Here is a 13187-nt window from a genome sequence, read left to right as displayed (position 1 = left end):
GCGCTATGCTAAAGGCCTCTGAACACCGGCGGCCGCTTTTCCCGGAATGCAAGTTGCGCCTCTCTTGCGTCCTCGGTCTTGCTAATCGCGGCCGTCATGTCCTGCTCGTAACGATAGCCGTCCCGCAAGCTCATTTCTTCGATGACATTCAACGTGTGCTTTGCGAGACGCGTCGCAAGCGGACTCTTGCTTGCGATTGTTCGCGCAATTTCATGTGCCGTTGGCAACAGATCGTCTGATGCTACGCATGCCTCGACAACACCGAGTCGGTACAACTCAGCGCCGGCAACACGCATTCCGGTGAGGACCATCCGGCGCAGGCGCGAGTGGCTGAATAGTCGCATTGCGTGTCTCGCACCACCCATCAGACCTACATCGATCTCAGGCAGACCGAGCGACGCATTCTCGGAAACGACGAGAATATCGCTTGACGCAGCCATGGCAACGCCAGAACCAAGCGCTGCGCCGTTGATTGCTGCGATTACTGGCTTGGCGCACTCCCGTATCGCGTGAAAACATTCACGTGTACGACGTGAATGGGCCAATAGGTCGCCGGGCCGCTTGATCACGTGCGCGCGTCCCTTGAGATCGGCACCCGCACAGAATACTTTGCCCGCGCCAGTCAGGATGACAACGCGCACCTCGTCCATTTCTGAGATTCGATCGAGCGCTATCGTAAGTTCGTCATTGAGCGTTCGGGTCAACGCATTGACCGGAGGCGCATCCATTGTGAGCGTCGCGACGTTCCCATCGAATGTCACATGCAACTGTGTCAGATCATTCATCGATAATACCTGTTGGGTTATTGCCCGCCATCGGCCACAAAGTGTCTGCGACTTTGGTCGACTGCATTAATCCAAGCCGCCACCCAGTGCCATGATTTGTCCAGGCCTGCGTGACGAATGAGACGGATTCGAAGGGCACGCTGTCCGCAAGCCGGTAACCTTGCAATTTCAGCAGCCCGGTGCAGATCGCCAAGGATCCCCAGTGAGAGACTGCAATGCCGGACCTGCGTACGTGTGAGAACCTGACGCTGCTCCGCAGGTATTCCATCAACTGGGCTCGGTCATGGACGGCGCCCGTCGAATGGATGTAAGTCAAAGTCTCGGCGAAGATAGTGTCCAACGCATCAAGATCGGAGCGTTCCAGGGCTCGGCAACGCTCGAACTCGAGCAAGACTGAGGGATGCTCGGCATGTCCGCGCCGACCTGTGGCAAGTGTTGCATCAGTCATCAAAGAACCCCGTTGCCCAAATGGCGAAAGCTACCCGTATAGACACATGGCCTCAGCTCGTCTTGGTCTGCATCTGCTCGGCGTGTCGCTGAAAGTCAAAGCGCGGAAATTGCAAAAACAGAACGAAACCGAGGGCCACCAGCGCCGCTTCGAACCAGAGAACCCCCGGATATCCACCAACTACAGGTAGCAACTGCGCAGCCAGCGCCGGTCCAATCGCAGTACCGAGCGCGGCAACGGCGAACAGGCTGCCATATATGCGGCCATAGTGGCGCAGCCCGAAGTACCGTCCACAGAGATAGGCCACCACGTCGATTTCCGCGCCCGCTGCCGCACCCACCATCATCGCGGAGAGCACTGCCTGCCCTCCAGTCGCACCGCTTGCCAGCAGTCCCATGCCCACTGCGGATGGCACCAGAAACGCGGCGGCGACGTACGGAGCGAAAACTCGATCCATAAGCCAGCCAGTCACCACGCGACCGAACACCACGGCAATCCACAATGAGGCCTGTATTGCTGCGGCCGTCTGCCCCGACACACCCCGTTGCCTGAGCATCGGCACGAGATGCAGCATGACCGCATAGACGGCGGAGACAACTATCAGGAACGCGATGACCATGAACCAATAGGCCCTGGTTCTGGACGCTTCGCCGAGCGTCATCCCCGTCTTCTGTCTGAGCGCGTTTTGCGTCGCGCTGGCTGCAGAGCCGTCAACGTTCAGGCCCATCGATTGGGGCGTCTCGCGGATAACCGCCAATATCAGGCATAGCACGAGCAGCATCACACCGCCCTCCCACAGGAAGGCCCCTCTCCAGCCATGTCTCACAATGAAATACTGTGCGAGCAAGGACCATATTGCTCCGCCGACCCCGGTGCCAGCCAGAGCAATGCCAAGGGCCAAACCTCGATCCCGGTCAAACCATGCCGATACGAGCCTTGTGAAGGCAACGGCTGTCGTCGCAGTTCCGAGAATGGCAAACAGTGCGTACCGAGCGTACAAGCCAGCAATGTCGGTGCCGAGGAAAAAAAACGATGCGGTGATGGCAGCCTGCGCCAGGAAGCCAAAAGCGATCATCCGACGCGCGCCATATTTGTCTATAAGTGCGCCGACGGGGGTGGCAATGAAAACAGTCGCAATGGCCGCAAAAAGCGGGCATAGAAAGAGAGCTTGCGGTGTCCAGCCCATTTCCTTGCCTAGCGGCCCGACGAGAAGCCCCAGCGTCGAGGGAATGAACACCGACACTCCGCATCCGATCCCCAAGCCGGAAGCGGCAGCGATAACCCAACCATAGAAAAATTTGCGCATGTCTCGCTCCAGTCTATTTATAGATTCGACGGTCTCGAGCCGTCCGAGAAACGATCGGCAGAAAGTGGGGGATTGCCTGCGATCAAGTTACGGCCACACCTGTCACCGCTGCCGGCTCCTGTCCTCTGTCTCCGCCCAGGTTACTGACTCAGGGTTCGGCAACGACCTCGTTCTCGATGTGACCGATTCCGTCGATCTCGACCCGCACAAAATCGCCGACTTTCAGGAAACGCGGCGGTGTGAATCCGAAGCCTGCACCGGAGCATGTCCCCGTAGCAATGATGTCTCCGGGCTCTAGCGTCATGACCGTGGAGAGGTATGAGATCTGTGCGGGTATGTCGTAGACCATCCCGCCTGTCGATGTCTTTTGACGTAGTTCGCCGTTAACGAAGAGCCGCATTTCCAATGCGTGTGGATCGGGGACCTCGTCGGGCGTGATGAGCCAGGGGCCGATTGGGCCGTGCGTGTCGAATGACTTTCCCAACGTCCATTGTGTGGTCTTGCGTTGCCAGTCCCGACACGTGACGTCGTCGATAACAAGATAGCCGCCAACCGCGTCTAGCGCTTCACTCTCGGGCACATTTTTGCAGCGCTTGCCGATGACCACCCCCAGTTCACCCTCGTAGTCCAATGCCTCCGACACCTTCGGGAGATTGATCGGGTCGTAGGGACCGTTAATGCATGACACGTTCTTGTTAAACCACATCTGATGCTCCGGTCCCTTGCCGCCGCGCTTCAGAATTTCCTCGACATGATCTTTATAGTTCAACCCGATTGCGAGGTATTTCTGCGGGTTCTGGATTGGCGCCTCCAATTTGACCTCCGACAGAGGGATCGTTGTCGCGTCTTCAGGCCGGACGGCCTCCAGCCGGGACATAACTTCCTTGCCACCCTGCAAAATGCCAAGCACGGTTGCGGGCACGTCCTCATATGCTTTGGACAGATCAACCACCTTGTCGCCAACAACTTTCCCGACAGACGTCTTGCCCTCGAACGTGTAGGTTACGAGTTTCATGGTTCCTTCCTTGTAATGATGTGTTCAGGCTGCGACCGGATGTAAATCAGTCGCGAAATCGCTGTTCAGTTGCTGTTTCAGATCGTCGAGCATTTCAGGAATCTGATCCGTCGAATGCACGCCGGAAAAAATATAGAAATCAGGCCGAATGATCAGGGCGACGACTCCAAGCGCAGTCATGAAGGTGCGACTGGCGTCATCGACGTCGCGAACAGGCGCCCCCTGCTTCAGCGTCATAAAATGCATACCAAGCGCCCTTGTGAAGGCTTGCTGGACAGCGGACAGATTGGCGTCACCCGGTTCGTCGAGTGTCAGGACAAGCCAACCTTTGCCGACCATATCGTCAAGCAGCCCTTCTTTTCCGTCTATTGCCACCCGCCCTTGCAGGGCCAACTGCCCGGCTGGCGCCTTGACGTTGCCGCACGCGTCCCGCCTCAGGATGCCGGTGGTCAGTTGCGGAAACGCGGGGATCGGAGGCGCAGTTCCTGCCAGAATGGACGTGTCACGTTTTGCGGCTTCTTCTGCGTCGGTAATGCAAACTACCTTGCCGAGAGCGACTGCGCGATCAATGATGGTCCTGACATGGGCCTTGCGTTCTTCCTCATAACTCTGCATGAGGTCAATGGGTGAGACGCCGCGCAAAAACAAGGTCAAGTCGCCAGAACAATGAAAGCGCGTCGCGCATCCCCGAGCAAAGTCCCTGTCCGAGAAACGGCGGCATCAGATGCGCCGCGTCGCCAGCGAGAATCGCGTTGCCCCTCGACCAGCTCTGAGCGACACCTGAGCGGAACGTGTAGACAGCAGCGCGATCAATGACGCCGTCTTCAGGTTTGACCCAACGATCGATCAGCGACCAGACCTTCCCGGCATCGGCGAAGTCCTGCGCCGTCTCTCCCGGCAACAGCATCATTTCCCAGCGCACGTGCTTCTTGCCCATGCGCCGCATCATCGTGATGGGTCGCGCCGGGTCGCAGATCTGTCCAGCCTCCGGCATGTCCAGTTCAAGTTCAGGATCATTCGGGCGGTAGTCGACAACCAGCCAGTCGGCGCGAAAGCCAAGATCGACCCACGGCAGGTCCGCCGACTGCCGGACGAAGCTGTTTGCGCCGTCGGCACCCACCACATAGCGGGCGGTGACGCGCCGGGTCTTTTTGCCGCGCTCGATTGCGCCGGATGCGTTGACCGAGCATTGGGCAAACACAAGTTCGTCACAGTCGGCGCCAGGAAGGTAAGTCACTGCTTCCCAGCCCTGATTGACTTCGACGCTCGGTAGCTCACGAACACGTTCGTCCAGCAGGCGTTCAAGGTCCGGTTGATACATCAGGTTGCGCGCGGGCCACCCAGACACGCCGTCCTTGTTATAGCGGAAGTGATAGAGGATCTCGCCACGCGCGTTCAACCAGACGTACTCGCCGGCAGTCGGCACCGTCAGGCGGGCAAACTTTTCGGCGACACCCACCGATTGCAGGATTCGCATGATTTCGTGATCTATCACGCAGGCCCGTGGCAATGGATAGAGGCTAGGCCACCGGTCGAATACCCCCACGCGGTAGCCGCGCTGACCAAGCAATGCTGCGAGGCCTTGGCCCACTGGGCCGTATCCGACGATGGCAACGTCAAAATCTGTCTCGTGCATCATGTCTCCCCCCTTATTTATAAAAATCCGCAGGCACCGGCGGACCCCACTGAGCCAAGCCTTCGGGAGAGAGCTTTGACACCTTTCCGACGTAGTCGTCGTTCACCAGGTCACCGTCCGTCCAGTGCTCGATCTTGTTACCGAAGGGATCACGCCAATAGTCGAACACCTGGCTGCCCTCCACATGACGTCCCACGCCCCACTGGTGATGACGTTCTTTCGAAAGCAGGTACTGGTTGCCCACCATCAGGTCGTCCCAGTCGAGCACTTCAAACGCGCTGTGATCAATCTTGCTCTCCGGCCGCTTGAAGATCGCAATCGTGTGGTGATCGGTGTATTCCTGACCGCGCCCGCAATGAAGAAAATGCACAACTACGTTCTCTTCGGTGCCTGCGTATCCGCTGTCCGAGAGCTTGAAACCCAGCTTCTCCGTCAGAAAGCGGAAGGTACCCTCGAAATCGGCGACGCGCAGCGCGACATGACCGAGGCGGAAAACACTCGACGGTTGTGCAACGACGCGGGCCACCGAACCGAGTCGCGTGCGCTGCCTACCACGGTTGCCAGCGAATGGCTCGCGCATGTGCATCGGCTTAACCATCTGCACGTCTGCAAGCACATGGATGTCAAATCCGGAAGGGTCCCTCAGACGGACGATGTAGCCACCCGCAGGCTCTGTGTTCGGCTCAACCAGAGTGCCGCACTCGGTTGCGAGCTTTTCGAGGTCGGCAACACTTTTCGCGAGCAGACCGAATGCGGCGCTGCGTTCGGGTCCCAGGTCCGTGACATGGACGTACGGCATCGCTCCCCTAGACCGCATATAGAGCGTTGTCTCGGTACGGTGAGTGCGATGCAGGCCGAAGTCCACAAGAAACTGCTCCATCCGGTCCAGGTCGGGGGCCTGGTAGCGGACGTACATGATGTCCTGGATAGCGATCATTTGAGGGTGGCCGGATGGGCGGCAGTTTGTATGGAAGGATCTGAAGGCACGAGTTTGTCGGCGACCGACGGCTCCGTGCATTGCGCAGATGGCCGCGTCCGGAAGGTGTCGAACCAGCGAGCGCTGGCGGAACGCCCATCGCGCCAGTCCACGTCGGCAAAGCGTAGGTCTAGGTAACCAAACATGCAGCCAATGGCGATATGACCCAGGCTGAAGGGTAAACCCTCCAGAGCAGCGATTTCATTCTCGACGCGCTCCAGCGTCGCCGAGCTTTTCTGCTGATAGGCAAGCAACGTTTCGACGGACTGGTGCCCCTCCGGCCGCATGCGTTCGTCGCGCCAGAGGACCAACGCATCAAGCATTCCGCTACCCAGTGCGTTCCAGCGGAGCACTTCCCAACGCGTGACCCCGGCTAGCGGGATTAATCGTGCGCCTGTGTGCAGGCTGTCGAGGTATTCGCAGATGACGTCGGAATCATAGAAAACCTGGCCCTCGTCAGTAACAAGAGTCGGGATTTTGCTGAGAGGATTGTCGACCATGACATGAACGTTGGTCTTGTTCATTGCCACAGGCGAGCGCACAAGCGTGATGCGCCCGGCGATGCCGGTTTCATGCGCCGTGATCATCACCTTGCGCACGAACGGAGAATTGGGTCCCCAATGTAGTTTCATGTTTTGCCGCTACCTGACGGTTGTCTCCTGCCTGTCCGAGGCCGGTTGCTTCGAACATCGTGAGGAAATTCTAGGAGTGTCGTACCTCCCTCACAAGCGGCATGGCGCGAAACCAGATATGAGGTTTCTGTTGGGGCTTCGGGCGGAGGCCCTGCTGCCGGAACATATCTGGTTTGTAAGCAGCCATGTATCACGTCAGACGGGCGCCTTCTACACTTTGGTCTAAGGCTGACGCTGGCTCATGCCGCTCTGGAGACATAACGTAATGCAGGAAAAAATCATCATCGCAGCCGCCCTGACCGGTTCAATGGCTTCGCCGCAAAGGGTGAATCCGGCCGTCCCTGTCACGCCGGAGGAGATTGCAAGGGAGGCGTTGGCGGCACATGCTGCCGGCGCGGCAATCGTCCACATCCACGTCCGAGATCCCGAGACGGGCCTGCCCAGTATGGAACTCGGGTTGTACGAAGAGGTGGTCTGGCGGATCCGCGAATCGGGCAGCGACGTCCTGATCAATCTGACTACGGGTCCCGGCGCAAGGTACCGGCCGGACGACGTCGATCCGATGAAGGCGAGCGCAGACAGCACGATGGCGTCGTCGGAGAAGCGGGTTGAACACATCATCAAATTGAAGCCTGACATCTGCAGCCTCGACGTCGCCACGATGAGTTTTCCCCAGTATGCCTTCGTCAACCTGCCGAAACAGCTCGAAGAAATGGCGGCACTGATTCAGGAAGCCGGCGTAAAGCCGGAACTGGAAGTGTTCGACCTCGGGCACGCATGGCTTGCCCGGTCGATGGTCGAGCGCGGGATAATCAAAGGTAAGCCGCTGTTCCAGCTATGCATGGGTGTCCCCTGGGCAGCTCCCGGCACACCAGAAAACATGATCGCTATGCGAAACACCCTGCCCGCGGGCGCCGTGTGGGCTGGCTTCGGCATCTCCGCCAACGAATTTCCGATGGTGGCACAGGCTGCGATACTGGGCGGACACGTACGCGTTGGTCTGGAAGATAATCTTTACATCGCGAAAGGGCAACTCGCCAGCGGCAACGCACAGCTTGTCGAGCGCGCCGTGCAGATCGTCGAAGCACTTGGTTCAAAGGTGGCGACGCCTGCCGAGGCAAGAGACATCCTTCAATTGAGGTCCGCGGACTGACCCGAACACATTCATGACAAGAACCCCATTCCTTACTCCGGAACAGATGACCGCCGCACAGCGGCGCGTCTATGAGGACATCGTTCGCTCCAGGGGCACGTGGCTCAATGGTCCCTATGCTCCTTTGCTGCATTCGCCCGAGCTCGCTGACAAGGCCCAGGCGTTCGGCGAGCTGGTACGCTATCGGACCTCACTCGAGCCCCGCCTCAGCGAGCTGGCAATTGTCATCACAGCGCGCCATTGGGACTGCCAGTTTGAATGGATTCAACACGAGAAGATTGCCCGTAAGGCAGGCGTCGCGGATGCGACCTGCGACGCGATCGCTCGCGGTACCAAGCCGCCGTTAGCCGACGAAAAAGAGGAGGCAATCTATGCTTTCGCCTCCCAATTGCTGGCCAGGCATTTCGTCGATGAAGCGACTTATGCACAGACGCAGGAGTTGCTCGGCGTAAAAGGCGTCGTTGAACTTGTCGCTGTGATTGGCTACTACAGCTTTATCGCGATGACGTTGAATGCGCACGAGGTCCCCCTGCCCGCAGGGGCCACGCCTTCTTTGCCTGCGCGCAGCGAACTTCCAAAACCCTGAAGGCCTATGTCACAAGATTCCACCCAACAATTCGCTCCGCCCGCAACGCGTCTTCCGCGCGGATCTTGCGATACGCATGCTCACGTATTCGGCCCGTATGATCAATTTCCGCTTGCGGATCCGCGACCGTACACGCCAGCGCCCGCACCGAAGGAACAGTATTTCGCGATGCTTGATGCCATGGGTTTTGACCACGGCGTCCTGGTCCACGGCGGGGCGCATGGCTGGGATCAACGTGCAATGCTCGACGCGATTGCGAGCGCACCTGATCGACTCAAAGGAGTCGGTGTACTATCCGCAGACGCCGATGTAACAGAATTGAAAAGGCTGGATAAGGCAGGTGTCCGCGGCCTGCGCTTCACCGAAGTCGCTGGTCCGAATGCAGCGCAGGACTTCGCAGGGCGCGTGGGCCTCAAGGCCCTGCATAGACTAGCGCCAGGTATGCGCCAGTTAGGGTGGCATGCCGTGATCTGGGCCAACGCAAGCGTTTTCGAGTCGGAAACAGACACGCTTCGTCAACTCGGTCTGCCTATTGTCATCGACCACCTCGGATACTTCGATGTGTCGAAGGGTGTAGATGATGCGGCTTTCCAGGCCGTCCTGGCGCTTGTCGCAGACGGCGCGGCATGGATCAAGCTGACCGCATTTCGAAACTCGAAACGGCAGCCGGAGCTAGATGACGTCAGACCATTTCACCAGGCGCTCGTCAGCGCCAATCCGGAGCGATTGCTATGGGGCAGCGACTGGCCGTTTCTCGGCATGAACACCTGGCGGCCGGATCCCGCTGGTCTGCTAAACCTACTGAATCAATGGGTCGACGACGACGCAGTCCGACAGCGCGTACTTGTCACTAACCCGGCGGCGCTTTACGGCTTCGAATGATCCGGCTGTGGTGTATCGAATGTCCCGGCGCCAGCGTATTCCTGCGCTATGCCGCGGACGATCGTCGCGGTCTCCCGCGAAGCAAGAGTGAGCGGATGTTGGGTGGTTGTTGCAAGTACCATTGAGCGCCGCATCTCGGGATTCACAATCCGCGAGGCGCTCACAATGCCGGCTTTGACGTCGCGCCAGACGACCACTCCGCCATGCACGGCATAAGCCTCACCGTGGCTGGCCATACTCCGTTGAATGGGAAGCGAATCGGCTTCGAGCACCACTGACAGGGCGAACCCCTCGCGCTGCCGTCGGGCGATCTGGTCCAGCGCCACCCGGAGCCCATTGGGTGCACCCGGCAGCACCAACGGCAGCCCGTCGAGTCGTTCGAAGTCTACGGTTGATTGGGTCGTGAGCGGATCGCCGGGCGGTCCTACGAGATAGGTGTCGACCTCGAAGAGCACGTCCTCGCCCCGCTTGACCGACTTCCCGTAACGATAGAGCACCGCCATGTCGATACGGCCGTTCGAAACCCACTCGTCAAGCTGCCCGTTCGAACCTTCGAAGATCCGCAGGCGGATCGCCGGAAATTTTTCGCGAATCCGCTTGAATAATGCCGCGACCAGCAGTTCGGACACAGACGGCATTAGCCCGATACGCACGTCGCCTGCGGGAAGCTCGTCTTTGCCTTGCATCAGACTCTCGACGCGCTCGGCTTCAAGAACAAGTGCCTTAATCTCGGGGAAAAGCCGTTTACCGAACTCGGTCAACGCGACTCCACGCCCGGTCCGATCAAACAGACGGCGCCCGGCTTCAGCTTCCAATGTTGCGATCTGCCGACTGATGGCCGACTGGACCGAATCCAGAAGGACTGCAGCCTTGCTCAGGCTTCCTGCCTCCGCAACCTGTACGAACAGCTTCAGTCTGTCCAGATCCATGGGTAATTTGGAAATTCGGTTGAACGTTATTTATGGCCCGTAACCGTAATGCCGTGCCCCCAGCATGCGTCCGAAAGGCGGTACTTGAAACTCGCGGGCGGTACAGCAGCTAGTGTCAGATCGCTGTCGCTAGCGTAGCACGCGAACGTCTCGTTTGTAGCGTCCAGCCTGAGCCGAGACCGGACGGCAGTTATGACACTTTGAGTGATTGTCGGCCTGATACTGCATCGACGCGGTTTTCACGGTCGGCGACTGATTGGCTGGTCGTTCGGGTTCTGCAGTGGGGCTGCCCTGGCAAGAGGAAGTCGAACTGCCCATCGTCGCGCAGTATTGGTTCTTTTGAGCGCTCTTTGACCGGAGCAATCTACCGGACTGGTCTGGGACGCTGGTTAGCGTGGTGGCGGAAGGTGTATCGAAGAAGAAGCAGGCTAAGCCGTTTGCTCTCGCAGCAGTCTTTAGCAAGCACTCGCCCATCGACCGAAGGAACCGTGCGGCCCCTTCGATCGCCGCCAGTTTGCGTTCCCAATAACGTATCCTAGAACTTCGTCCGGATGCCGGCCGTAACCGCGACCTGCGCGTTGGTGCTTGATGGCGAAAACGTGTAGATCTGGGCAAACTTGGCGTCCCGGCCCGCTTTCTGATATACCCCGACGAGATACAGGTCCGTCCGCTTGCTGAGAAAATAGTCAGCGCTGAGGTTCACCTGTTGGTAAAGCGGATGCTGATCATTTTGGGAGTAGGTTCCCAGCGTGGCGATATAGCCGGCGCCAATCGCGAATGCTGGTGTCAGGAAATCTCGTGCGGACACTTCGATATTGTGCAGATTTAGTGTTGACTCGTCCTTGTAGAGGAAATGCGAATGCGTGTACAGCAGCGCCGCTGTGATCTGGCCAAAGTTGTAAGACGCGCCTGCACCATAGATCGACTGCTGGTGCACGCCAGCGCCTGCCGGACTTTTGATAAATGGCGAACTGAATCCGTATCCCGCTGGGTCTACCGCCCCCGTTGCGTTTGTCGTGTCACCGGGGAAATTGATGAGGGTGAACGCCGCGTTCGCTTTGAACGAACCCTGCTCAAACGACAAACCGGCGCTGTAGCCGTTGTTATCCGAGAAACCTCCGGCTTTGTTTGAGAACGCGTACGAACCGAAGGCCTGAACCGGTCCGAACTTCGGGGTTGAATACCGGACAGAGTTGTTGAACCGGAAAGTATTAAAGATATTGTCGTTGTCACCAATGTGAGTACCGTAGGTAGCGTATAAGGTGCCCGACTCATACCAGAAAAGTTGCTGGGCCATTTCTTCGTACTGACGACCAGCGGTCATTGTGCCGAACTTATCTGAGCTCAATCCTACGTAGGCTTGACGGCCAAAAAGGAGTCCGCCTTGCCCTAACGCGCCGGTGGTCACACTGAATCCGTTTTCGAGCGTGAACAGCGCTTTCGTCCCGCCGCCAAGATCCTCAACCCCTTTGAAACCGAAGCGCGGTAGCTGCTGCGGCCCGTTCTGCAACTCGTATAGATGGTTACCGCCCTGATTGTTCGCATAGGTGACGCCCACGGAAAGCAGGCCATACAGAGTGACCGAGCTCTGAGCCTGAACGTCTGTTGAAACAGCGCCAACAGTCGCGGCGGTCATGGCGGCCAAAACACACGCGAATCGCGTCTTTCCTTTGAATCCCATGGGTGTCTCCTGAGTTGGTTTTTTGTAGGCGCTCTGGACCACTGTTCCTTACAGAACCGGCCGAGCAAGTCCGTTCGACAAACTCTACGTTGCGCCCAGCCCTCGTCCCAGTGGCGTCGAGTCAAATCAGGTATGCGAAATTGGAGACCCCGGCGGCGCAAGAGTGTGCCTCGACGCGTGGTTCACGTTCAAACCCAGCGACTATCCGACGGATATTTTCGGAAGCGCTCAGCGGTCGAGCGACGCGGCGCGGTCGTGGCTACAGCGAAACCGGCGCATTCGAGGAAGATGGTAAAAACATGGAAAGCCCTGTGCGCAGGCTGCAACGCTCCGAATCCGCACGACGTAGCCGAAACAGTTGCGCGAGTGGTTGAGCAAACGAATGGCACGTGCCTCGCACGTTTTGCAGAGTCGGGCAGTCATTCGGCGCTGATGCCATTAACGGTCAAACAGCGTCGTTCCGGGCTCAGTTGGTGTCGAGTGCAGGAGTTCGTCAAACCGCGAATCGGCTCAATGGTTGTTTGACAATACGTCTCGGCCCCCGGGGGGGCCAAGTCCCCGTCACCGTCCGTTTTGGTGCTGGCTAACGGACGCAGAGTCTGCTGAAGCCATTGACCGCTCCTGGCCCGGCTATTGCCCAAAGCTGCCTACCGTGACCGACTCACAAGGGCGCTGGGCCGACGCGTAAGCATCGATCACTTGCAGTTCAAATACGCGACCTGGCGCTCATACCAATCTTGCGGATATGGAAGGAGATCGTCGTCGGATTGGGATGTGTACTTCCCATAGCCGACGAATTCGTAATAAACACACATCGCCTCAGCAGGTGACGATGCCAAAACGTCCATATCCAGTCGCTGCCTGGCTCGTTCAGAGCACGGGCGGCATCTCCGTCCGGTCCATGGGCGATGCATGCGGGAAGAGCGTTGCCGAACTCGTCCGGGCAGAGCCAAACCTCGTGAAGGTAACCAAGTGTCTTCCTCATGCAGTACGATCCCAACCAATTCGCCATACCTCCGCAAATTGTCGACGATTTTCCCCAGAAGGTCGAATGGCTGAAACTGGCCGGGCGCCGGCTCGTGCGTTCGGCATACGTGCTTCGCTCTTGCACGGCTGCGTTTGGCAGCACGCGACCCACAGCGGGCTTTCGAGCTATTA

Annotated in this window: 13 protein-coding genes; 3 read left to right on the top strand and 10 right to left on the bottom strand. The window is 58.5% G+C overall.

Translation table 11 applies throughout. The annotated features are described in order from the left end of the window. Nucleotides 1-8: 8 nt before the first annotated feature. The 8 genes from C0Z16_RS04455 to C0Z16_RS04420 all read right to left on the bottom strand — a co-directional run bounded on the left by C0Z16_RS04455 (nucleotide 9) and on the right by C0Z16_RS04420 (nucleotide 6798). The gene (locus C0Z16_RS04455; RefSeq protein WP_102630954.1) at nucleotides 9-785 is read right to left on the bottom strand and encodes an enoyl-CoA hydratase/isomerase family protein; all 777 of its coding nucleotides are present in this window, start codon (nucleotides 783-785) and stop codon (nucleotides 9-11) included. Beyond that, complete coding sequence (locus C0Z16_RS04450; protein ID WP_102630953.1) at nucleotides 778-1233, bottom strand: nuclear transport factor 2 family protein; 456 nt, start codon at nucleotides 1231-1233, stop codon at nucleotides 778-780. The genes C0Z16_RS04455 and C0Z16_RS04450 overlap by 8 nt, the downstream gene beginning before the upstream one ends. Before the next feature lie 52 nt (nucleotides 1234-1285). Beyond that, nucleotides 1286-2539, bottom strand: a complete 1254-nt coding sequence (locus tag C0Z16_RS04445) for an MFS transporter (RefSeq protein WP_102630952.1) — start codon at nucleotides 2537-2539, stop codon at nucleotides 1286-1288. 148 nt (nucleotides 2540-2687) lie between these two features. Next, nucleotides 2688-3554 carry a fumarylacetoacetate hydrolase family protein gene (locus C0Z16_RS04440; protein WP_102630951.1) on the bottom strand — a complete coding sequence of 289 codons (867 nt, stop codon included), beginning with the start codon at nucleotides 3552-3554 and terminating at the stop codon, nucleotides 2688-2690. Between the two features lie 24 nt (nucleotides 3555-3578). Continuing rightward, nucleotides 3579-4169, bottom strand: coding sequence for a hypothetical protein (locus C0Z16_RS04435; protein WP_102630950.1), 591 nt, complete (start codon nucleotides 4167-4169; stop codon nucleotides 3579-3581). Nucleotides 4170-4173: 4 nt separating this feature from the next. After that, nucleotides 4174-5193, bottom strand: coding sequence for a bifunctional 3-(3-hydroxy-phenyl)propionate/3-hydroxycinnamic acid hydroxylase (locus C0Z16_RS04430; protein ID WP_102630949.1), 1020 nt, complete (start codon nucleotides 5191-5193; stop codon nucleotides 4174-4176). Nucleotides 5194-5203: 10 nt separating this feature from the next. Next, a complete protein-coding gene (locus C0Z16_RS04425; RefSeq protein ID WP_102630948.1) occupies nucleotides 5204-6127 on the bottom strand; it encodes a VOC family protein in 924 nt (307 codons plus the stop codon). Next, nucleotides 6124-6798, bottom strand: coding sequence for a glutathione S-transferase family protein (locus C0Z16_RS04420; RefSeq protein ID WP_102630947.1), 675 nt, complete (start codon nucleotides 6796-6798; stop codon nucleotides 6124-6126). The genes C0Z16_RS04425 and C0Z16_RS04420 overlap by 4 nt, the downstream gene beginning before the upstream one ends. 265 nt (nucleotides 6799-7063) lie before the next feature. On the opposite strand from C0Z16_RS04420, the gene C0Z16_RS04410 reads away from it, so the two are divergent. The 3 genes from C0Z16_RS04410 to C0Z16_RS04400 are packed head-to-tail and all read left to right on the top strand — an operon-like array spanning nucleotide 7064 to nucleotide 9419. Continuing rightward, nucleotides 7064-7951: a BKACE family enzyme gene (locus tag C0Z16_RS04410; RefSeq protein ID WP_102630945.1), complete on the top strand. Its 888-nt coding sequence runs from the start codon at nucleotides 7064-7066 to the stop codon at nucleotides 7949-7951. A gap of 13 nt (nucleotides 7952-7964) precedes the next feature. Next, nucleotides 7965-8537, top strand: a complete 573-nt coding sequence (locus tag C0Z16_RS04405; protein ID WP_244201170.1) for a carboxymuconolactone decarboxylase family protein — start codon at nucleotides 7965-7967, stop codon at nucleotides 8535-8537. A 6-nt stretch (nucleotides 8538-8543) separates the two neighbouring features. Further along, nucleotides 8544-9419, top strand: a complete 876-nt coding sequence (locus tag C0Z16_RS04400; protein ID WP_102630944.1) for an amidohydrolase family protein — start codon at nucleotides 8544-8546, stop codon at nucleotides 9417-9419. On the opposite strand, the gene C0Z16_RS04395 is transcribed toward C0Z16_RS04400, so the two are convergent. Both C0Z16_RS04395 and C0Z16_RS04390 read right to left on the bottom strand, forming a co-directional pair. Further along, nucleotides 9404-10348 (bottom strand): LysR family transcriptional regulator, encoded by a 945-nt coding sequence (locus C0Z16_RS04395; protein ID WP_102630943.1) that lies wholly within the window; start codon nucleotides 10346-10348, stop codon nucleotides 9404-9406. The two genes, C0Z16_RS04400 and C0Z16_RS04395, sit on opposite strands and share 16 nt — an antisense overlap. 535 nt (nucleotides 10349-10883) lie before the next feature. Beyond that, on the bottom strand, nucleotides 10884-12029 hold the full coding sequence (locus C0Z16_RS04390) for a porin (protein WP_244973311.1): 1146 nt from the start codon (nucleotides 12027-12029) through the stop codon (nucleotides 10884-10886). Nucleotides 12030-13187 lie beyond the last annotated feature (1158 nt).

The organism is Paraburkholderia rhynchosiae (assembly GCF_002879865.1).
Lineage (GTDB): Bacteria > Pseudomonadota > Gammaproteobacteria > Burkholderiales > Burkholderiaceae > Paraburkholderia > Paraburkholderia rhynchosiae.
Note: the sequence above shows the minus strand (reverse complement) of the source record. Positions and strands in the feature narration are given on the sequence as shown.

Excerpts from the sequence above, each read along its gene's own strand:
- C0Z16_RS04455 (WP_102630954.1), bottom strand. The coding sequence starts at position 785 with ATGAATGATCTGACACAGTTGCATGTGACATTCGATGGGAACGTCGCG.
- C0Z16_RS04405 (WP_244201170.1), top strand. The coding sequence starts at position 7,965 with ATGACAAGAACCCCATTCCTTACTCCGGAACAGATGACCGCCGCACAG.
- C0Z16_RS04390 (WP_244973311.1), bottom strand. The coding sequence starts at position 12,029 with ATGGGATTCAAAGGAAAGACGCGATTCGCGTGTGTTTTGGCCGCCATG.
- C0Z16_RS04400 (WP_102630944.1), top strand. The coding sequence starts at position 8,544 with ATGTCACAAGATTCCACCCAACAATTCGCTCCGCCCGCAACGCGTCTT.
- C0Z16_RS04450 (WP_102630953.1), bottom strand. The coding sequence starts at position 1,233 with ATGACTGATGCAACACTTGCCACAGGTCGGCGCGGACATGCCGAGCAT.
- C0Z16_RS04425 (WP_102630948.1), bottom strand. The coding sequence starts at position 6,127 with ATGATCGCTATCCAGGACATCATGTACGTCCGCTACCAGGCCCCCGAC.
- C0Z16_RS04430 (WP_102630949.1), bottom strand. The coding sequence starts at position 5,193 with ATGATGCACGAGACAGATTTTGACGTTGCCATCGTCGGATACGGCCCA.
- C0Z16_RS04435 (WP_102630950.1), bottom strand. The coding sequence starts at position 4,169 with ATGCAGAGTTATGAGGAAGAACGCAAGGCCCATGTCAGGACCATCATT.
- C0Z16_RS04440 (WP_102630951.1), bottom strand. The coding sequence starts at position 3,554 with ATGAAACTCGTAACCTACACGTTCGAGGGCAAGACGTCTGTCGGGAAA.
- C0Z16_RS04445 (WP_102630952.1), bottom strand. The coding sequence starts at position 2,539 with ATGCGCAAATTTTTCTATGGTTGGGTTATCGCTGCCGCTTCCGGCTTG.
- C0Z16_RS04420 (WP_102630947.1), bottom strand. The coding sequence starts at position 6,798 with ATGAAACTACATTGGGGACCCAATTCTCCGTTCGTGCGCAAGGTGATG.
- C0Z16_RS04410 (WP_102630945.1), top strand. The coding sequence starts at position 7,064 with ATGCAGGAAAAAATCATCATCGCAGCCGCCCTGACCGGTTCAATGGCT.
- C0Z16_RS04395 (WP_102630943.1), bottom strand. The coding sequence starts at position 10,348 with ATGGATCTGGACAGACTGAAGCTGTTCGTACAGGTTGCGGAGGCAGGA.